Raw genomic sequence first — 18,019 nt, 5'->3', positions numbered from 1 at the left:
AGCCCGGGTCAAGGGCCGGCGGCGCGAGGCAGGGGCCATGGGCCCGGGGAGGATTGTGTATGGCATCCGTCGAGATCCGCGACGTGCGCAAGTCTTTTGGCGCCACGGCGATCATCCATGGGGTGACGGTCCCCATCGCCGACGGCGAATTCGTGGTGCTGGTCGGCCCGTCGGGCTGCGGCAAGTCGACCCTTCTGCGCATGATCGCCGGCCTCGAGAACATCACCGGCGGCGAGATCGCCATCGGCAATCGCGTGGTGAACAATGTCCCGCCGAAGGAGCGGGACATCGCCATGGTGTTCCAGAACTACGCGCTCTATCCGCACATGACGGTGGCGGCCAATATGGGCTTCTCGCTGCAGCTTCGGAACGCGCCGCAGGCCGAGATCGACACCAAGGTGAAGCGCGCGGCGGAGATCCTCAACCTCACCGCCCTGCTCGACCGCTTCCCGCGCCAGCTCTCCGGCGGCCAGCGCCAGCGCGTCGCCATGGGCCGCGCCATCGTCCGAGACCCGCAGGTCTTCCTCTTCGACGAGCCGCTCTCGAACCTCGACGCCAAGCTGCGCGTTGCCATGCGCACCGAGATCAAGGAGCTGCACCAGCGGCTGAAGACCACCACGGTCTACGTCACCCACGACCAGATCGAGGCCATGACCATGGCCGACAAGATCGTCGTCATGCATGACGGCATCGTCGAGCAGATGGGCGCGCCGCTCGATCTCTACGACAATCCCGCCAATATGTTCGTCGCCGGCTTCATCGGTTCGCCGGCCATGAATTTCCTGCGCGGCAAGGTGGACGGCCAGAGCTTCGTTCTGGAGGGCGGGGCGCGCCTGCCGCTCGGCGCGGCGCCCGCCGCCTCCGACGGCAAGCCGGCGGTCTACGGCATCCGCCCCGAGCATTTCCTCATCGACAACGAGGCCGGCGCCGAGGCCGAGGTCGTGGTGGTCGAACCGACCGGCTCGGAGATCCAGGTCGTCGCCAAGCTCGACGGCCAGGAGGTGATCGCGGTGTTCCGCGAGCGGCACAACTTCAAGCCGGGCGACCGCATCCGCCTCGGCACCGACCGCCGCGTGACGCATCTGTTCGACGCCGAGAGCGGCAAGACCCTGCCGCGCCACTGAGGCGCGCGTCAGCATGCCAACAGCGGGGCAAACCCGCATGACAACAAGCCGGCAAAGCCCACGCACAAGAGGGGCTCCGGATATCCTGATCGGGAGGATCAACCCATGACTGTCTTCAATCGTCGTACGCTGATGAAGGGCGCGGCGGCCGCCGGCGTCCTCGGTGGCTCCGGCCTCACCGAATGGGCCAAGGCCTGGGCGCAAGCCGCCCCGTTCCGGCCCGAGCAGGGCGCCACCCTGAACCTCTTGCGCTGGCGCCGCTTCGTCGAGGCCGAGGACGCCCAGTTCAACCGCATGGTCGCGGCCTTCACCCAGGCGACCGGCGTGCGCGTCAATGTCTCGTCGGAGAGCTTCGACGACGTGCAGCCGAAGGCTTCCGTCGCCGCCAATACCGGCACCGGCCCGGACCTCATCTGGTCCCTCTATTCCGTGCCGCACCTGTTCCCTCAGCGGTGCATCGACGTCTCCGACGTCGCCGACTATCTCGGCAAGAAGTATGGCGGCTGGGTGCCGCTCGCCGAGGCCTACGGCAAGGCCGGCGGCAAGTGGATCTCGATCCCCGTCGCCGTCAACGGCGGCTACATCAACTACCGCATCTCGATGGTGAAGGCGGCCGGCTTCAACGAGGTTCCGCAGGACACCAAGGGCTTCCTCGAGCTCTGCAAGGCGCTGAAGGCCAAGGGCACGCCGTCGGGCTTCCCGCTCGGCCGCGCCACGGGTGACGGCAATGCCTTCGCCCACTGGCTGCTGTGGTCGCATGGTGCGGCGCAGGTGGATGAGCAGGAGCGCATCACCATCAACTCCGCCGAGACCCGGGCGGCGCTGCGCTACGCCAAGGAGCTGTGGGACACCTTCATCCCCGGCACGGCGGCGTGGAACGACTCGAACAACAACCGCGCCTTCCTCTCGGGTGAAATCTCGCTGACGGCCAACGGCATCTCGATCTATGCCGCGGCCAAGGCGTCGCAGGACGCCAAGCAGCGCGAGATCGCCGCGGACATGGACCATGCCTTCTGGCCGATCGGCCCGATCGGCAAGCCGGCTGAGATCCAGCTGGCCTTCCCGATGTTCGGCATGACCTATTCGCGCTTCCCGAACGCCTGCAAGGCCTTCATGGCCTTCATCCTCGAGGCAGAGAACTTCAATCCGTGGCTCGAGGCGGCGCAGGGCTACCTGACGCATGTCCTCAATGCCTACGACTCCAACCCGGTCTGGACCGCGGACCCGAAGAACCGGGTGTTCCGCGAATCGGCGAAGCGCTCCTTCCCGGCCGGCTACAAAGGCCCGATCAACGAGAAGGCGGCGACCGCCATCGCCGACTTCATCGTCGTCGACCTCTTCGCCAACTTCTGCACCGGCAAGGAGGACCTGGAAGGGTCGATCCGCGTCGCCGAACGGCAGCTGCGCCGCATCTATCGCTGACGCCGACCGGCGGCCCTGCCGCCGGCTCCCTTCCGCCGGAGCCCCTCACGGGCTCCGGCGGCCCAGCTTCCGGAGTTCCCCATGGCCGATGCCGCCATCGCCCGTACCACCGCCGCTCCCGGCGAGCCGTCGACGTGGGAAAGGCTCAAGGTCAACCGCAACTGGCTCGGCCTTTGGTTCATGCTGCCGGCCATGGCCTTCCTGGTGCTCTTCCTGGTCTATCCGCTGGGCAAGGGCCTGTGGATGAGCTTCACCGACGCGCGCATCGGCCGCGAAGGGCGGTTCGTCGGGCTGGAGAACTTCGAATGGCTGATCGAGGACCGTGACTTCGTCCGGGCGCTGATCTTCACCATCGTCTTCACCTTCGTTGCCTCGGTGGTGAAGTTCGCCATCGGGCTCTATCTCGCCCTGCTGCTGAACAACAACCTGCCCTTCAAGGCCTTCATCCGCTCGGTCGTGCTGATCCCGTTCATCGTGCCGACCGTGCTCTCGGCGGTCGCCTTCTGGTGGATCTTCGACACCCAGTTCTCGGTCATCACCTGGGGGTTGGTGAAGCTGGGACTGCTCGACCGCGGCTCGCCGATCAACTGGATGGGCGACCCCTTCATGGCGCAGTGCGTCGTCATCTTCGCCAATATCTGGCGCGGCATCCCCTTCATCGCCATCACGCTGCTCGCCGGCCTGCAGACCGTGTCGCCCTCGCTCTACGAGGCCGCGACGCTGGACGGCGCCACCAAGTGGCAGAACTTCCGCTATGTGACCTATCCGCTGCTCACCCCGATCATCGCGGTGGTCATGACCTTCTCGGTGCTCTTCACCTTCACCGACTTCCAGCTGATCTGGGCCATGACCCGCGGCGGACCGGTCAACGCCACCCACCTGATGGCGACGCTGTCCTACCAGCGCGGCATCCTCGGCGGGAACCTCGGCGAAGGCGCGGCCATCGCCATCTCCATGGTGCCGTTCCTGCTCGCCGCCATCCTGTTCTCGTGGTTTGGCCTGCAGCGCCGCAAGTGGCAGCAGGGAGAGAACAATGACTGATCGCCTTTTCTCGACCGCCCCGACACCCACCCCCGCCGCCGGAGCCGCGTCATGACCGCCACGACCTCCGCCCCGAAAGCCATGCCGACCCCGTCCGTTGCGAAGGACGACCATTCCGAGGGCATGAGCTATCTCGAAAGCCTGCCGCGCAAGACGGTGACGGTCTACATCCCGCTCGCCATCATCATGGTGGTGCTGCTCTTCCCGTTCTACTGGATGTTCATCACCGCCATCAAACCGGACCAGGACCTGCTCGACCTGCACGGCGGCAACCCGCTCTGGGTCGGCGAACCGACCTTCCGGCACTTCTACAAGCTGCTGTTCGAGTCGAACTATCCGACCTGGCTGTGGAACACGATGTTCGTGGCGGTCTGCGCCACCTTCCTGTCCATCGTCGCCTCGGTGCTGGCCGCCTATGCCATCACCCGCATCCGCTTCAAGGGCGCGCAGACGGTCGGCGGCCTCATCTTCCTCGCCTATCTCGTGCCGCCGTCGATCCTGTTCATTCCGCTGTCGACCATCATCCATGTCTATGGCCTGTTCGACACGCCCTTCGCGCTGATCCTCACCTATCCGACCATCCTCATCCCGTTCTGCACCTGGCTGCTGATGGGCTATTTCAAGACCATTCCCTACGAGCTGGAGGAATGCGCCCTGATCGATGGCGCCAGCCGCTGGCAGATCATGGTCAAGATCATCATCCCGCTGGCCGTGCCTGGCCTGATCTCGGCCTTCATCTTCGCCTTCACGCTGTGCTGGAACGAGTTCATCTACGCGCTGACCTTCATCTCCTCGAACCCCAACAAGACCGTGCCGACGGCCATCGTCTCGGAATTCGTCGATGGCGACGTGTTCCGCTGGGGCTCGCTGATGGCGGGGGCGCTGGTCGGCTCGCTACCGCTCGTCATCCTCTACGCCTTCTTCGTCGAGCACTACGTCTCGGCCATGACCGGCGCCGTGAAAGAGTGATCGCCGGCCGGGTGGCCGCTCTGCCGGAAACGGTCTGGATGTCCCGCAATCGACGGGGCATCACCCGCCGCCAGTGACGCTTGCCTGAGGACTTCTCTCCATGACTACGATCTGCTTCGCGGGGCTGGGCGCCATGGGCCGCCCGATGGCGGCCAATCTCGCCAAGGCCGGCCACGCTGTTCGCGGCACCGACGTGAACCCGGCGGCGCTGGACTGGCTCAAGCAGAACGGCGGCACGCCTTTTCTCTCGGCCAAGGAAGCAGCGGCCGGCGCCGAGATGCTGGTGCTGATGGTGGTCAATGCCGACCAGGCGGAGGCCGTGCTGTTCGAGGCCGGTGCGCTCGATGCGCTTGCGCCGAACGCCATCGTCGTGCTCTGCGCCACCTGCGCTCCCGCCCGGGCCGCCGCCATCGGCGCGAAGGTGGAGGCCACCCAGCGCCGCTTCGTCGACGCGCCGGTCTCCGGCGGCGTGGTCGGGGCGGAAGCCGGCACGCTCACCATCATGGCCTCGGCACCGGCCGCGGTGCTGGACGCGGCCGAACCAGTGCTCAAGGTGATGGGCTCGCGGCTGTTCAGGGTCGGCGCCAAGGCCGGCGACGGCGCCATGGTGAAGACCATCAACCAGCTGCTCTGCGGCGTGCACATCGCCGCCGCGGCTGAAGCCCTGGCGCTCGGCGAGCGCGCCGGGCTCGACACCAAGGTGCTGCTGGAGATCTACGGCTCCAGCGCCGCGGGCAGCTGGATGCTCAACAATCGCGGGCCGCGGATGCTGATGGAGGATCCGCCGGTCACCTCGGCGGTGGACATCTTCGTCAAGGACCTCGGCATCGTGCTGGATGCCGGCCACCAGACGAAGGCGCCGCTCTTCCTCGCCGCGGCGGCACACCAGCTCTTTCTCGCCGCCTCCGGCATGGGCCTCGGCAAGGCGGACGACGCGCTGGTCATCGAGGCCTATCGCGCCATGGCGCCGAAAAAGGACTGACGGCTCAGGCCTGATCGTTCAGGCCTGAGGGCTCACGCCTCTTCGGCCTCGTCCTCTTCGTCGGCCGCGTCCTCGGCATGGGGCCGCAGGGTCTTCTCGATGCGGCGGAGCAGCTTGCGCAACCGGCGCGCCTCCTTGGCGTCCATGTCGGCCAGCATCTCGTCCTCGGCAGCGAACCACAGGTCGTCGATGGCGGCGGCCTTGTCCTGGCCGGCCTGGGTCAGGCCCACCTGGACGAGGCGGCCATCGGCGCCGCCGGCGGTCCGCCGCTCGACGAGCCCCTGCGCGGCGAGGCGACCGATCGTCTTGGAGGCGGTGGGCGGGCGCACCTTCAGGGCGGCGGCAAGCTCGCCCATCATCATGTCCCCGCCATCGGCGAGGATCTTCAGCACCTGCTCCTGGCCGGGATAGAGGCCGAGGATGGTGAGCTTGCGGGCCACCAGGGCGCGATGCAGCCTTGCGGCGTGCTGGAGATGGGCGCCGATGGTCTTGCGATAGGGCTCGTGCCCGCCCTTGGGGTCGTCCTTCTGCCGGCTCATAGCGTCCCCCTCGCGGGACGAAGCGTCCCGGCCGGCCGCGGTTGCGCAGCCGGCACATCATTCGCGACAATTGATGACGAGACCATGACGGCTCCGAGCCGGCTCACCACCGCGCGAAACAGGCAGCGACCCGATCGCGGAACGTGGCGCGCGTCGCGTCGGTGGAGCGGTTCATGTCGTAATGGGCGAGATAGTCTATCGGCGCCTTGAAGCCGGTGGCTGCTCGCAGCACGCGCGTGCAGAAGCGGCGTGGCGGGTCACCCATGAGAAAGGCGCGCCAGCGGGTCGCGCCATAGCTGGTGACGATGCCGACACGGCGGATGTTGGTGAGGATGCCGCGGGTGCGGCCATCGACGAGGCCGAAGGAAACGCCCGGCAGGAAGACGCGGTCGAAGAAGCCCTTGAGCAGGGCGGGAAAACCGAAGTTCCAGACGGGGAAAACCAGCACCAGCGCCTCGGCCTCGCGCAGCCGGCGCACATGGTCCGCCACCGGCTCGGTGTTGCGGGCGAGGTCGTGGTAGCCGAGGCGCTCCTGCTGGCTCAGCACCGGCTGGAAACCTTCCGCGTAGAGGTCGCAATCATCGACCTCGTGGCCGCGCGCGCGCAGGCTCGCGACGACGGTCTCGTGCAGCGACGCGCCGTAGCTCGCGGGATTGGGATGGCAGTAGAGGACGAGGATGCGCATGGCGCGGCGTCACTCGTCCGCCGCCGCCAGCCCCTTGAACAGGAAGGTCCCGCCGGCCTTGTAGTCATAGTTCGGGTCTTCCCAGGCGATCATCTTGCCGGGATTGAGCAGGCCTTGCGGGTCCGCCTCTTTCTTGAAGGCGAGCTGCACCTCGTCGGTCTGCTTCATGCCGCCCTCCTCCAGCGTGTAGCGGTGAGGATTAAAGATCGGCGCGCCCATATCCTCGTGGATCTTCATGATCTCCTCCAGCCGCTCCTCCGTGGTGAAGCGCACCATGGGCAGGCCGAAGCAGGTCACCTTGCCGTCGAAGCGGACGAATTCGAGGTGGCTGATGAGCTCGTCTCCGAAACGCTCCTCCAGCTTGGCCGAGAGCTCGACCTGGTTCGGGAAGGGATAGAGCACCTGGAGATAGGTGATGGCCGGGTCGACCCGCAGCGCCCGGAGCGTCGTGTGGTTCCAGGTCAGCTCGAAGCCGGGCGGCAGCTTGCGGCGTTCCTCGTCGGCGAGCTGGTCGGACCGCAGCAGCAGTTCGGCCTTTTCCTTGCCGGCAAGGTTCAGCGCCGCATCCACCGCGAAGTCGGCGATGACGGCGATGACGACATGCTTGCCCGGCGGCATGTAATCCTGATGCCGCAGAAAGTAAGTCTGCGGCGCCGGGGCCGCGACCACGGCGATGTTCTTCTTGGCGATGCCGTCGGCCTCGCCGAGGAGGTTGGCGAAGGCTGCCGCCCGCTCGAACGTGTCGAAGCCGAAGAACAGGTCGACCCAGGGATAGGCGGGGCCGAGCGGCATCTCGACTTCGGTGATGATGCCGTTGGTGCCATAGGCATGGGCGACCTTGGCGAGGTCGTCGCCGGTCAGATCCAGCACGCGCGGGCTCGCCTCCATGGTCACGACCTTGAGCCGGATCACGTTGCCGGCGTCACGCAACCCGCCCCAGGTGATGGAGCCGACGCCGCCCGAACCGCCGGCAATGAAGCCGCCCACCGACGCGGTCGCGTAGGTGGAGGGATGCATGCGGATCTCCTGCGCCTGCGGCCGGGCCACCTTGTCGATGTCGGCGATGATGGCGCCGGCTTCGGCGACGAAGCGGCCGGGCTGGATGGTCAGCACCTTGTTCATGCCGGACAGGTCGAGGACGATGCCGCCGGAGAGCGGCATGGCCTGGCCGTAATTGCCGGTTCCGGTGCCGCGCGGCGTCACGGGGATGCCGAGCTCATGGGCGGCGGCGAGCACCCGCACCACCTCCTGCTCGCTCACCGGCGAGACGATGATGTCGCCGGTGACATGGTCGAGCTGACGCTTCAGCGTCGGCGAGTACCAGTAGAAGTCGCGGCTCTTCTGGCGGACGAGGTTGGCATTGTCCTCGGTCTTGATGCCGGCGAGCTTCGCCTTGAGGCCGTCGATGTCGTAGCGCGGGCGGGCGGCAGCGTCGGTCATGGGGGATCAGCTCCAGAGCCTGTCGAGGTCGCGATAGTCGGGCAATGTCGTATCGATGGCGCGGCCGTTTCGGATCACCGTACGATCCGATTGCGGCCGCGACAGGAGCTCCGTCCAGCTGCGGCCGCGGAACACGACGAGATCAGCCGGCCGGCCAGGGCCGATGCGGCCGCGGCTGGCGAAGCCGCAGACCTCGGCCGGGGCCGCGGTGGCGGCGCGCGGCCAGTCGCCGACGGGATGGTCGAAATGCAGGATGCGCGTCGCCTCGCGATAGGTCTCCAGCATGTCGAGGTCGCCATAGGCATAGAAGGGGTCGCGGGTGTTGTCGCTCGCCACCATGACGGGGATGCCCAGCGCCCGCATCTCGTGCAGCAGGGTGACGCCGCGGCGGCGCGGCGTGCGGCCGGCGGTGCGGTCCTGCAGGTACATGTTGCACATGGGCAGCGACACGACCGCGAGGCCCGCCTCGGTCACCAGGTCGAGCGTGCGGCGGATCTCGCCGTCCTCTTGCGTCGACAGCGAGCAGCAATGGCCCACCACGATGCGGCCAAGGCCCTGGTCGCTCCAGCGGTGGCGGATGGCGGCCTCCGCAATGAGGCGGAGCGAATGGGCGCCGGGGTCCATGGTTTCATCGACGTGGAAGTCGAGCGGCAGGCCGGCCATGCGTGCCGCCGCGAAGATGGCTTCAAGTCCGGGGATCAGGTTCGGCGACATATAGGTGACGCAGCCGAGGCCGCCGCCGTGACGCTTCAGCGCCGCGACCATCTGGTCGAGATAGCCCGCCTCCACCGCGACATCGATGCCGCAGAGCGAGGAGGCCTGCAGGTCGATGCGGCCGCGCCATTCCTCACGCAGCTCGGCAAGGACCGGCCAGGAAATGTCGATCTGGGCGGGAATGGAATCGATATGGGTGCGGATCGCCGCCGTGCCGTGGGCGAAGGCGGCCTTCAGCGCGAAGCTCATGCGGGCGCGCACGTCCTCGGCCGTCCAGTGGGCGGCACGATCGGCGCCGACCGCCGCCAGCGCACCGGGGAAGGTGCCGTCGGGGTTCGCGGCACGCGGCCAGATATGGCCCTTGTCGAGATGGGTGTGGGCATCGACGAAGCAGGGAAAGACCATGGCGCCGTCGAGCACCACGCGGATCACGCCCGGCTCGGTGGCGACCGTTCCCGCCGCGTCGATGGCGGCGACGACACCGTCGACCACCAGAACGTCCGCACGGACGAGGTCGTCGCGGGCCTCAAGCGTCGCCGGCCCCTCGACGAGCGCGGCGGGCAGCGTCGCCCCCTGCAGCCTGAACCGCCGCGCCTCGGGCAGCGCGAGAAAGCCGGACCCCATCATGACCTCCTGCGGCCCGATCCGCGGGCCCGCCACGGGATTACCGAGACGGCCCGCCCCCGTCAAAGCGGCGATGGCGCCGGGTGTCCCGGGCGCCGATCAAAAAAGTCGGCAAAGGCCATTGCAATCATCGGCGCGGTTTGGCATAGAGCGGCCCTCCCCCGGCGCCCAGGCGCTGGCGGGTACCCGGATGCGGGAGTAGCTCAGGGGTAGAGCACAACCTTGCCAAGGTTGGGGTCGAGGGTTCGAATCCCTTCTCCCGCTCCATTTTTCTGCAAGACAGCGTCGTTTGTGGCGAGGAGTGTCGCATGACCTTCGGTTCGGTGAAATCGATCATGCGCGCCGTGGATGCCGACTTCGTCCGTGTCGATGGCGCCTCCGAGACCGCGCGCTTCTTCGTCCCCCAGGGCGAGCGCCGCATCGAGGTCTCCACCCGCGGCGTCACCGTGACGCGCCGCATCGCCAAGCCCCGCTCGCGCATCCGCCGCTTCGTGCGCGTGAGCTGAGCCCCCGGGCGGAAACGTTCCGCCCTCTTTCGCGACATCCTTCATCTGGACCAAGGGTTTATGGGGTGCGACGTCGCTTGCGCGACTGTCACCCATGATGGGACATTGGCCCCATCGCTTCGATCACAGGCCCGCCGTGTCCACATCCTCCGTCATTCTCCGCCCGGCAACCGCCGGCGACATCCCTGCCATCACCGCGATCTATGCGCCCAATGTCGCGGAGGGTGTCGCCTCCTTCGAATATGACCCGCCGGACGAGGCGGAGATGGCGAAGCGCCAGGCGGCGATCCTCGCTGGCGGCTACCCCTACCTCGTCGCGACGATCGACGGCGCGGTCGTGGCCTATGCCTATGCCAGCGCCTATCGCACGCGGCCGGGCTATCGCTTCACCGTCGAGAACTCGGTCTATGTCTCGCCGGCGGCGCAGGGCAAGGGCGTCGGCAAGGCGCTGGTGAACCGCCTCGTCGAGGAGTGCGCGGCGCTCGGCTATCGCCAGATGGTCGCCGTCATCGGCAATCTCGGCAATCACGGCTCCATCGCGCTGCACCGCGCCTGCGGCTTCACCGTGGCCGGCGTGCTGCCATCCATCGGCTGGAAGCACGGGCGCTGGATCGACAGCGTGCTGATGCAGCGGAGCCTCGGCGACGGCGACCAGGTCGGGGCGCAGCAGGGCTGAGCCTCATGTCCGCCTTCGAGCGACTGCCACCCCACCAGAAGCTGATCGCGGGCGGCATCGTTCTCCTGCAGATCCTCGGCTGGGGGCTGTTCCTGCTGGTGGCGGTGCCGCAGGAGGCAAGTTCACAACACTGCTCGCGTGACAGCCGCTGGCGCGCTGAACGGCAGGGAGAGCGGGTCACCTGCGGCGGTTGGCCGATCGCCTACCAGTTTGGCCATATCGCCGCCCTGTTCATCGGGATGGGCGCTGGCGCCCTCTATGTCAGGTACCGGGCGCGACGGATGAACAAGGCGGGGCCGGCAAGCGCCGGGGACGTGTGAACGAGCCGCCCGCCGCCTGACCTCAGGCGAGCGCGGCGATCGCCAGCGTCGCGGAGACCGCGGCCGAGAGGCCGAGCCTGAGGCGGCCGTACCATTCCGGCGCCACGGTGCGGCAGGCGAGGCCATAGTCATAGAGGCCGAGCAGCACGAAGGCGACCGTCAGTAGCCAGAGCGCCGCGCCGGGCGCAAAGATGAGCGCTGCCCAACCGACGAGCGGCGGGACGACCGAGAGCACGAAATCGCGCAGGGCGATCGGCTGGTCGGCATAGTTCATGGCGATGCCCCAGCGAATGCCGCCGAGGAAGGACAGGATGGCGAGGGCATAGAGAACCAGCGCCTGGCGGATGGCGCCGGGGCCACCGAAGACCGGCAGCGTCAGGCCGGCGACAAGCGCGCCAGCCAGCACGACGAAGGGGATGAGGCCCGCGAGCCCGAGCCACAGCGTCACCGGCGGCATGGTGTCCGGTCGTTCCATCAGTCACCCCCCCTGGCGCGGGTCCCGCGCGAATCCGGCGACGACTATACGCGTCCTCGCGGGCATCGGCTCACCCACAGAGCGGCGAGATGGCGCGGCCGCTTCGGCGCGGCTCTTGCTATGTTCGTCGTCCCACCAGCTGAGGCCTCCCATGCGCGCAGCCCGTCCCCTGATCGGAAACCTCGATCACTGGCCAGATCTGTCGACCCTCGCCGCCGCGGTGCGGGGCGGCCGCTCCTCGGCCAAGGCCGAGACAGAGAAGGCGCTCGACGCCATCGCCACGCTCAATCCGAAGCTCAACGCCATGACCAGCGTCGACCCGGCGGATGCGCTCGCCCGCGCCGCGGCGGTGGACCGCCGCATCGCCGATGGCGAGATCATGCCGCTGGCGGGCGTGCCGGTGGCGATCAAGGACAATATCTGGGTGAAGGGACGCACCATCACCCAGGGGTCGAAGCTCTTCCGCGACTTCGTGGCGCCCGAGGACGCGGTGGCGGTGCGGCGGCTCGAACAGGCGGGCGCGGTGGTCGTCGGCATCGCCGCGACCTCGGAATTCGCCGCCAAGGGCCAGACCACGACGCCGCTCCACGGCGCCACGCGCAATCCCTGGAACCCCGCTCTGACGCCCGGCGGCTCCTCCGGCGGCCCGGTGGCGGCGGTGGCGAGCGGCATGGTGCCCCTGGCGCTCGGCACCGATGCCGGCGGCTCCTCGCGGCGGCCGCCGGCCCATACCGGGCTCGTTGGCTTCAAGCCCTCCTTCGGCGCGATTCCCTATGGTCCTGGCTTCGAGGAACCGTTCTTCGGCATTTCCTGCCACTGCCCCATTGCCCGCACCGTGTCCGACGCGGCGCTCGCCTTCGCCGTGCTGGCCGGCCCCGATCCGCTGGATCCGCATGCCGTGCCGGTGGACGTCAGGGAGGACGCGCCGACGCGGCTCACCATCGCCTTCTCGCCGCGCTGGGGCCTCGACGTGCCGGTGGAGCCCGCCGTCGCCCATCGCATGGAAGAGGTCGTCCAGCGCCTGCGCAAGGCCGGGCTGACGGTGGTCGACCGCGACCCCACCTGGCCGCCGGGCGCGGCCGAGAGCGGGCTTGGCGCCATCCAGCAGGCCGGGCTCGCGGCCCTGCACGGCGCCGCCTGGAAGGCGCATCCGGAGCTGATCGACCCCGATCTCGGCGCGCAGATCGAGGCCGGCCTCGCCCTCTCGGCAACCGACGTCGCCAAGGCGCTGCTCCTGTCGGAGCAGGTGGCGGCCTCCGCGGCGCGCTTCTTCACCGACAGCATCGATGCGGCGATCGGGCCCACCACGCCCTGCGCAGCCTGGCCGGTGGAGAAGCTCGGCCCCGAGGCCATCGCCGGGGTGCCTGTCGGCCCGCGCGGCCATGCGGTGTTCACGCCGCTGTTCAACCATGCGCGCCAGCCCGCCATCTCCGTCCCCTGCGGTCTCGATCCGGCCGGCCTACCGCTCGGCCTGCAGATCGTCATGCCGCGCGGTCAGGACCGGCGGCTGCTGGCGCTGGCCACCTGGATCGAGACCATTCTGGCCGAACCCGGCTAGAGCGTTGCTGCATACAAAACGACGCTGATGCCCTTATTTTAGGCAAACCCGGGATCGACCCGGCGGCTGCGGCGTGACGACGCGGCGGCATGGGTCTTGCTGACTTCGCGATGAGACCCGGGCTCGCTTCCCGGCCCAACGCGAGGACCTCCGCATGACCCGCATCATCAAGGACGGCATCGACCGCCGCATCCTGCTCGCCGGCCTCGGCGCCGGCGCTCTCGGCACGCTCTCGGCCCCGTCGGTGCTGCGGGCGCAGACGCGGGAGCTCGTGGTGGGCGGCGCGGCGAGCCATAAGCCCTGGGTCGATGCCCATGTCGCTCCGCTCTTCGAGCGCAAGTACAACGCCAAGCTGACCTTCGAGGGCACCCGCTCGCTGGTGAACCTCGAGAAGATGCAGAAGAACAAGGACCGGCCCTATCTCTCCGTCGTGCAGATGGACGATCCGGTGATGATCCTCGCGGTGCGCGAGCAGCTGCTTGAGCCGATCACCGCTGCCAAGGCGCCCAATGTCGCCAAGCTGAAGCCCGGCACGATCCACATGGACGGCCAGTGGGCGAACTACCTGCAGCCCTGGCAGGGCATCGCCTACAACACCAATGTCCTGAAGGAGCCGCCGGCATCCTGGAACGACGCCTACGACCCGAAGTTCAAGGGCCGCATCATCATCCCCTCGCTGCAGAACACGGAAGGCCTGCCCAACCTGTTCATGGCCTCGCACCTGGCCACCGGCAAGCCGATGGCCGAGGCCGCCCGCGACACGGAATCCGGCTTCAAGAAGCTCGTCTCGCTCAAGCCCAACCTGCTCACCGTCTATAACCAGATGCCGCAGGCCTTCAGCCTGCTGGAACAGGGCGAGGCGCATATGATCGTCGGTGCGCTCTCCTCCTTCGCCCTGCAGCGCCGCCTCGACGGCGCGCCCATCGGCCTCGCCGCGCCGAAGGAAGGCATCTTCCCCGTCCCGTCCGGCATCGCCGTGGTGAAGGGTGGCCCGAACCAGGACCTCGCCTTCGCCTATGTGAACGAACTGCTCGGCGCCGAGATCCAGGCCAAGATCGCCCCGCCGACCTTCGCCCTGCCGACCAATGTCGACGTGCCGCCGCCGCCCGGCATGCCCACGGGCGTCGCCATCCACACGATCGACTGGGGCTTCGTCGCCGACAACCGCAACGACTGGGTCCGGCGCTGGGATCGCGAGATGTCGATGTGAGCATGACGGGGGCGGCCTGCCGCCCCCGGCCGCAGCCATGACCGAGACCGCATCCCCTGCCTTCCTCGACGTGCGCAAGGCCGCCAAGGCCTTCGGCGCCACGACCGTGCTCGACGGCGTCGACCTTGCCGTCGCGCGCGGCGAGTTCGTGTCGCTGCTCGGCCCCTCCGGCTGCGGCAAGACCACGCTGCTGCGCATCGTGGCAGGGCTGCTCTCATCCGACAGCGGCGCCGTCGTCCTCGACGGCGTCGACATCTCCGCCAAGCCGCCGCACCACCGCGATGTCGGCGTGGTGTTCCAGAGCTATGCGCTGTTTCCGCATCTCACCGTTGCCGAGAATGTCGCCTTCGGGCTGGAGGCGCGGGGCGCGCCGAAGGATGAGATCCGCGCGACGGTGACGCGCTTCCTCGACCTCATCCATATGAGCGCGCTCGCCGACCGCTCGGTGCGGGCGCTGTCCGGCGGCCAGCAGCAGCGCGTGGCGGTGGCCCGGGCACTCGCCGTGAAGCCGAAGCTCATGCTGCTCGACGAGCCCTTCTCGGCGCTCGACCGCAAGCTGCGCGAGACCATGCAGATCGAGCTGAAGCGGCTGCTGCGCGAGGTCGGCACCACGGCGATCTTCGTCACCCACGACCAGGACGAAGCGCTGATGATGTCCGACAGGATCGCGGTGATGAACCGCGGACGAATCGAACAGCTCGCCGACCCCGCCACCATCTACAAACGCCCCGCGACGCCCTTCGCCCTTGAATTCGTCGGTCTGTCGACGCGGCTAACCGGAACGGTGGTGGAGGCCTCTGGTGAGGGCGAGGTTCTCATCGACACCACCCATGGCCGCATCCGCGCGCCCGGCCGCTTCGTCGCCGGGAGCCCGGTGCTGGCGGCGGTCCGGCCGGAGCTCATGGCCTTTGGCGAGACGGCGGGGGAGAACACCATCCGCGCCACACTCTCCGACGTCGTGTTCCAGGGCTCGCGCATCCAGGCGCATTTCGAGGCGCCGGAGGATCGGCCGATCCAAATCGAGAGCGTCGCCGGCATTCCCGGCGGCGCCGTTCCCGGCGCGGAGATGGCGCTGTCCTGGCGCGTCGCCGACACGTTGCTCTATCCGGCGCCGGCGCCATGAGCGCGGCCGCGGCGAGCCTCGCGCCGACGGGCGGGCAGAAGGACCGCGTCGCCTGGCTGGCAGTGCCGGCGGTCGGCTACCTCGCCATCGTCTATGCCCTGCCGCTGGTCTTCCTGCTGGCGCGCAGCGTCACCGGGCCGGAGGGCTTCACCCTTTCGCTCTTCGTGCAGTTCTTCTCCGATCCCTATTCCTGGCGGGTGATCTGGAACACGCTGCGCATCGGCCTGCTGACGACGCTGGTCTGCCTCGTCATCGGCTTCCCCGTCGCCATCGCCATGGCCCGGGCGAAGGGGCTGATGCAGGTGGCGCTGCTGGTGGCGATCATCCTGCCGCTCTCCATCGGCGTGGTGGTGAAGGCCTTCGCCTGGCAGATCGTGCTGCGCCGCGACGGCGTCGTCTCGCAGTTCCTCGTCGGCACGGGCATCTGGAGCGAGCCGCAACGGCTGCTCTTCACCGAAACCGGCCTCGTGCTCGGCGCGGCCAATGTCTTCCTGCCCTTCATGATCCTGCCGATCTATTCGGTGGTGAAGCTCATCGACCCGCGGCTGTCGGAAGCCGGCGCAACGCTTGGCGCGAGCCCGCTCTACCGCTTCCGCCGCATCTTCCTGCCGCTGACCCTGCCGGGCCTCGTCTCCGGCATCGCCTTCGTCTTCTCCATGTCGGTGTCGATGTTCGTCATCCCGAGCCTGCTCATCGGCGACCGCTTCCAGATGCTCGCGACCCTGACCGGCCGATCCTTCCTCCTGATGCGCAACGAGGCGCTGGGCTCGACCACGGCGGTGGTGCTGCTGGTGCTCGCCGTCTCCATCGTCGTCGCCTCGTCCTGGCTCGCCAAGCGCCTCGGAGGCACGCAATGACCGCCACCGAACGGGTCGCCTCGGCCCTCGTCTGGGTCTTCGCCATCTTCGCCATCATCTTCCTGATGACGCCGCTGGTGGTGACGGTCGCCGTCTCCTTCGGCTCCTCGGCGGTCTTCACTCTGCCGCCGCCGGCCTGGTCGATGCGCTGGTACAACCAGTTGCCGAACACGCGCGGCCTCTGGCCCTCGCTCGCCACATCGCTGCAGATCGCCGCGCTCTCGACGGCCATCTCGCTGGTGCTGGGCACGCTCTGCGCCATCGCGCTGGTGCGCGGGCGCTTCCCCGGTCGCGATTCCATCGCGACCTTCCTTGTCTCGCCGCTGATGCTGCCCGGCCTCGTTGTCGGCATCGCCATGCTGCAGGGCTTCAAGGCGGTGGGGCTGCGCGAGGCCTGGCCGAGCCTGCTCGTCGCCCATGTCGTCATCACCATGCCCTATGTGGTGCGCACGGTCCTCGCCGCCCTGAGCCTCTTCGACTTCACGCTGATCGACGCGGCGCGGACGCTCGGCTGCTCCTATGGCAAGGCCCTGCGCAAGGTCATGGTGCCGGCCCTGGCGCCGGCCTTCCTGACTTCGGCCATGTTCGCCTTCCTCGCCTCAATGGACAATTATCCGATCTCCATCTTCTTCACCGACGCCTGGACCAAGACGTTGCCGATCCAGATGCTACAGTTCGTTGAGGAGCGCCCTGATCCGGTCATCGCCGCGATCTCCACGGGGCTCATCCTGCTGGCGGTGATCGCGCTCATCATCGGCGACAGGCTGGTGGGTCTGAGGCGCCTCGCGGATTTCTGACATGCCCCTTGCCGCCCCGCCCGTCACCGACCGCGACTTCCGCGGCTATGGCGCATCGCCGCCCGCCATCCGCTGGCCGAACGATGCGCGCCTCGCCGTCTCCATCGTGGTCAATATCGAGGAGGGCGCGGAGCTGTCGCTCGGCGCCGGGGACGAGGCCAACGAGTTCATCTACGAGGCGGTGGAGCGCATCGAGGGCTCGCGCGACCTCTGCATGGAGAGCCATTACGAGTATGGCACCCGTCGCGGCTGGCCGCGTATCCGCAAGGCCCTCGCCGAGCGCGGCATCGCCACAACGCTGAACGCCTGCGGCCGCGCCATCGCCCTCTCGCCCTGGCTTGCCGAGGAAGCCGTTGCCGACGGCCATGAGGTCTCCTGCCACGGCTGGCGCTGGGAGAAGCATGTCAACATGCCGGAGGCGACGGAACGCGCGGCGATCGGCAAGAGCGTCGCCGCGATCGCGGCAGCCGCCGGCACGCCGCCGGTCGGCTGGCACACGCGCTCGGCAACCTCGGTGAACACGCGGCGGCTGCTCGTGGAGCAGGGCGGCTTCCTCTACGATTCCAACGCCTACAACGACGACATGCCGTTCATGCACCGCGACGGCGACCGCGACCTCGTCATCCTGCCCTATGCCTTCGACACCAACGACATGCGCTTCCAGCCGGGCGGCGGCTTTATCCAGGCCGACGACTTCGCCCGCTACTGCATCGGCGCCTTCGACCGGCTCATGGCGGAGTGGGCGGACGAGCCGCGGATGCTCTCCATCGGCCTGCACCTGCGCATCATCGGCCGTCCCGGCCGCATCGGCGGGCTGGAACGCCTGCTCGACCATATGGCGGCGACACCCGGCGTCTGGTTCGCCCGGCGCGACGCCATCGCCCATCACTGGCGCGCCGGGCTCGGCCTCGATGCCTGGCAGCCCCGCCCCACCCTCTCCGCCTTCGGGGCCTGACC

At 68.4% G+C, this 18,019-nt stretch carries 19 protein-coding genes and 1 tRNA gene; 15 read left to right on the top strand and 5 right to left on the bottom strand.

Going from position 1 to position 18,019, the window contains the following annotated elements; translation table 11 throughout:
* Positions 1-59: 59 nt before the first annotated feature.
* The 5 genes from ugpC to O9344_RS04570 all read left to right on the top strand — a co-directional run bounded on the left by ugpC (position 60) and on the right by O9344_RS04570 (position 5,538).
* Complete coding sequence (gene ugpC, locus O9344_RS04590; RefSeq protein WP_298473376.1) at positions 60-1,124, top strand: sn-glycerol-3-phosphate ABC transporter ATP-binding protein UgpC; 1,065 nt, start codon at positions 60-62, stop codon at positions 1,122-1,124.
* A 105-nt stretch (positions 1,125-1,229) separates the two neighbouring features.
* Positions 1,230-2,546 (top strand): ABC transporter substrate-binding protein, encoded by a 1,317-nt coding sequence (locus O9344_RS04585; protein WP_298473373.1) that lies wholly within the window; start codon positions 1,230-1,232, stop codon positions 2,544-2,546.
* An 81-nt stretch (positions 2,547-2,627) separates the two neighbouring features.
* Positions 2,628-3,587 carry a sugar ABC transporter permease gene (locus tag O9344_RS04580; RefSeq protein ID WP_298473370.1) on the top strand — a complete coding sequence of 320 codons (960 nt, stop codon included), beginning with the start codon at positions 2,628-2,630 and terminating at the stop codon, positions 3,585-3,587.
* Between the two features lie 51 nt (positions 3,588-3,638).
* On the top strand, positions 3,639-4,556 hold the full coding sequence (locus O9344_RS04575) for a carbohydrate ABC transporter permease (RefSeq protein WP_298473367.1): 918 nt from the start codon (positions 3,639-3,641) through the stop codon (positions 4,554-4,556).
* Between the two features lie 100 nt (positions 4,557-4,656).
* A complete protein-coding gene (locus O9344_RS04570) occupies positions 4,657-5,538 on the top strand; it encodes an NAD(P)-dependent oxidoreductase (RefSeq protein ID WP_298473364.1) in 882 nt (293 codons plus the stop codon).
* A 32-nt stretch (positions 5,539-5,570) separates the two neighbouring features.
* On the opposite strand, the gene O9344_RS04565 is transcribed toward O9344_RS04570, so the two are convergent.
* The 4 genes from O9344_RS04565 to O9344_RS04550 all read right to left on the bottom strand — a co-directional run bounded on the left by O9344_RS04565 (position 5,571) and on the right by O9344_RS04550 (position 9,540).
* Positions 5,571-6,077, bottom strand: coding sequence for a MarR family winged helix-turn-helix transcriptional regulator (locus O9344_RS04565; protein ID WP_298473361.1), 507 nt, complete (start codon positions 6,075-6,077; stop codon positions 5,571-5,573).
* A gap of 103 nt (positions 6,078-6,180) precedes the next feature.
* Positions 6,181-6,762, bottom strand: coding sequence for an NAD(P)H-dependent oxidoreductase (locus O9344_RS04560; protein ID WP_298473358.1), 582 nt, complete (start codon positions 6,760-6,762; stop codon positions 6,181-6,183).
* A gap of 9 nt (positions 6,763-6,771) precedes the next feature.
* The gene (locus O9344_RS04555) at positions 6,772-8,202 is read right to left on the bottom strand and encodes an FAD-binding oxidoreductase (protein ID WP_298473355.1); all 1,431 of its coding nucleotides are present in this window, start codon (positions 8,200-8,202) and stop codon (positions 6,772-6,774) included.
* Positions 8,203-8,208: 6 nt separating this feature from the next.
* Complete coding sequence (locus O9344_RS04550) at positions 8,209-9,540, bottom strand: cytosine deaminase (protein ID WP_298473877.1); 1,332 nt, start codon at positions 9,538-9,540, stop codon at positions 8,209-8,211.
* Between the two features lie 192 nt (positions 9,541-9,732).
* On the opposite strand from O9344_RS04550, the gene O9344_RS04545 reads away from it, so the two are divergent.
* The 4 genes from O9344_RS04545 to O9344_RS04530 all read left to right on the top strand — a co-directional run bounded on the left by O9344_RS04545 (position 9,733) and on the right by O9344_RS04530 (position 11,042).
* A tRNA-Gly gene (locus tag O9344_RS04545) sits at positions 9,733-9,807 on the top strand.
* Between the two features lie 41 nt (positions 9,808-9,848).
* Positions 9,849-10,046 (top strand): hypothetical protein, encoded by a 198-nt coding sequence (locus tag O9344_RS04540; protein ID WP_108178845.1) that lies wholly within the window; start codon positions 9,849-9,851, stop codon positions 10,044-10,046.
* Positions 10,047-10,182: 136 nt separating this feature from the next.
* A complete protein-coding gene (locus O9344_RS04535; RefSeq protein ID WP_298473349.1) occupies positions 10,183-10,722 on the top strand; it encodes a GNAT family N-acetyltransferase in 540 nt (179 codons plus the stop codon).
* A gap of 5 nt (positions 10,723-10,727) precedes the next feature.
* Positions 10,728-11,042: a hypothetical protein gene (locus tag O9344_RS04530; RefSeq protein ID WP_298473346.1), complete on the top strand. Its 315-nt coding sequence runs from the start codon at positions 10,728-10,730 to the stop codon at positions 11,040-11,042.
* A gap of 22 nt (positions 11,043-11,064) precedes the next feature.
* On the opposite strand, the gene O9344_RS04525 is transcribed toward O9344_RS04530, so the two are convergent.
* Positions 11,065-11,517: a DUF3429 domain-containing protein gene (locus tag O9344_RS04525; protein WP_298473344.1), complete on the bottom strand. Its 453-nt coding sequence runs from the start codon at positions 11,515-11,517 to the stop codon at positions 11,065-11,067.
* 151 nt (positions 11,518-11,668) lie between these two features.
* On the opposite strand from O9344_RS04525, the gene O9344_RS04520 reads away from it, so the two are divergent.
* The 6 genes from O9344_RS04520 (at position 11,669) to O9344_RS04495 (ending at position 18,017) form a co-directional block, all read left to right on the top strand.
* Complete coding sequence (locus O9344_RS04520; RefSeq protein ID WP_298473342.1) at positions 11,669-13,075, top strand: amidase; 1,407 nt, start codon at positions 11,669-11,671, stop codon at positions 13,073-13,075.
* Between the two features lie 154 nt (positions 13,076-13,229).
* Positions 13,230-14,285 (top strand): ABC transporter substrate-binding protein, encoded by a 1,056-nt coding sequence (locus tag O9344_RS04515; protein WP_298473340.1) that lies wholly within the window; start codon positions 13,230-13,232, stop codon positions 14,283-14,285.
* 37 nt (positions 14,286-14,322) lie between these two features.
* A complete protein-coding gene (locus tag O9344_RS04510) occupies positions 14,323-15,408 on the top strand; it encodes an ABC transporter ATP-binding protein (RefSeq protein WP_298473338.1) in 1,086 nt (361 codons plus the stop codon).
* Positions 15,405-16,265: an ABC transporter permease gene (locus tag O9344_RS04505; RefSeq protein WP_298473335.1), complete on the top strand. Its 861-nt coding sequence runs from the start codon at positions 15,405-15,407 to the stop codon at positions 16,263-16,265. Before O9344_RS04510 ends, O9344_RS04505 begins: the two co-directional genes overlap by 4 nt.
* Positions 16,262-17,062 carry an ABC transporter permease gene (locus tag O9344_RS04500; protein ID WP_298473332.1) on the top strand — a complete coding sequence of 267 codons (801 nt, stop codon included), beginning with the start codon at positions 16,262-16,264 and terminating at the stop codon, positions 17,060-17,062. The genes O9344_RS04505 and O9344_RS04500 overlap by 4 nt, the downstream gene beginning before the upstream one ends.
* Position 17,063: 1 nt before the next feature.
* Complete coding sequence (locus tag O9344_RS04495; protein ID WP_298473329.1) at positions 17,064-18,017, top strand: polysaccharide deacetylase family protein; 954 nt, start codon at positions 17,064-17,066, stop codon at positions 18,015-18,017.
* Positions 18,018-18,019: the final 2 nt, after the last annotated feature.

Source organism: Phreatobacter sp., from assembly GCF_027532945.1.
GTDB lineage: Bacteria > Pseudomonadota > Alphaproteobacteria > Rhizobiales > Phreatobacteraceae > Phreatobacter.
Note: the sequence above shows the minus strand (reverse complement) of the source record. Positions and strands in the feature narration are given on the sequence as shown.

What these genes read in the sequence shown, in the direction of transcription:
- ugpC (WP_298473376.1), top strand. Translation starts at nt 60, where the DNA reads ATGGCATCCGTCGAGATCCGCGACGTGCGCAAGTCTTTTGGCGCCACG.
- O9344_RS04585 (WP_298473373.1), top strand. Translation starts at nt 1,230, where the DNA reads ATGACTGTCTTCAATCGTCGTACGCTGATGAAGGGCGCGGCGGCCGCC.
- O9344_RS04580 (WP_298473370.1), top strand. Translation starts at nt 2,628, where the DNA reads ATGGCCGATGCCGCCATCGCCCGTACCACCGCCGCTCCCGGCGAGCCG.
- O9344_RS04575 (WP_298473367.1), top strand. Translation starts at nt 3,639, where the DNA reads ATGACCGCCACGACCTCCGCCCCGAAAGCCATGCCGACCCCGTCCGTT.
- O9344_RS04570 (WP_298473364.1), top strand. Translation starts at nt 4,657, where the DNA reads ATGACTACGATCTGCTTCGCGGGGCTGGGCGCCATGGGCCGCCCGATG.
- O9344_RS04565 (WP_298473361.1), bottom strand. Translation starts at nt 6,077, where the DNA reads ATGAGCCGGCAGAAGGACGACCCCAAGGGCGGGCACGAGCCCTATCGC.
- O9344_RS04560 (WP_298473358.1), bottom strand. Translation starts at nt 6,762, where the DNA reads ATGCGCATCCTCGTCCTCTACTGCCATCCCAATCCCGCGAGCTACGGC.
- O9344_RS04555 (WP_298473355.1), bottom strand. Translation starts at nt 8,202, where the DNA reads ATGACCGACGCTGCCGCCCGCCCGCGCTACGACATCGACGGCCTCAAG.
- O9344_RS04550 (WP_298473877.1), bottom strand. Translation starts at nt 9,540, where the DNA reads ATGGGGTCCGGCTTTCTCGCGCTGCCCGAGGCGCGGCGGTTCAGGCTG.
- O9344_RS04540 (WP_108178845.1), top strand. Translation starts at nt 9,849, where the DNA reads ATGACCTTCGGTTCGGTGAAATCGATCATGCGCGCCGTGGATGCCGAC.
- O9344_RS04530 (WP_298473346.1), top strand. Translation starts at nt 10,728, where the DNA reads ATGTCCGCCTTCGAGCGACTGCCACCCCACCAGAAGCTGATCGCGGGC.
- O9344_RS04525 (WP_298473344.1), bottom strand. Translation starts at nt 11,517, where the DNA reads ATGGAACGACCGGACACCATGCCGCCGGTGACGCTGTGGCTCGGGCTC.
- O9344_RS04520 (WP_298473342.1), top strand. Translation starts at nt 11,669, where the DNA reads ATGCGCGCAGCCCGTCCCCTGATCGGAAACCTCGATCACTGGCCAGAT.
- O9344_RS04515 (WP_298473340.1), top strand. Translation starts at nt 13,230, where the DNA reads ATGACCCGCATCATCAAGGACGGCATCGACCGCCGCATCCTGCTCGCC.
- O9344_RS04510 (WP_298473338.1), top strand. Translation starts at nt 14,323, where the DNA reads ATGACCGAGACCGCATCCCCTGCCTTCCTCGACGTGCGCAAGGCCGCC.
- O9344_RS04505 (WP_298473335.1), top strand. Translation starts at nt 15,405, where the DNA reads ATGAGCGCGGCCGCGGCGAGCCTCGCGCCGACGGGCGGGCAGAAGGAC.
- O9344_RS04500 (WP_298473332.1), top strand. Translation starts at nt 16,262, where the DNA reads ATGACCGCCACCGAACGGGTCGCCTCGGCCCTCGTCTGGGTCTTCGCC.
- O9344_RS04495 (WP_298473329.1), top strand. Translation starts at nt 17,064, where the DNA reads ATGCCCCTTGCCGCCCCGCCCGTCACCGACCGCGACTTCCGCGGCTAT.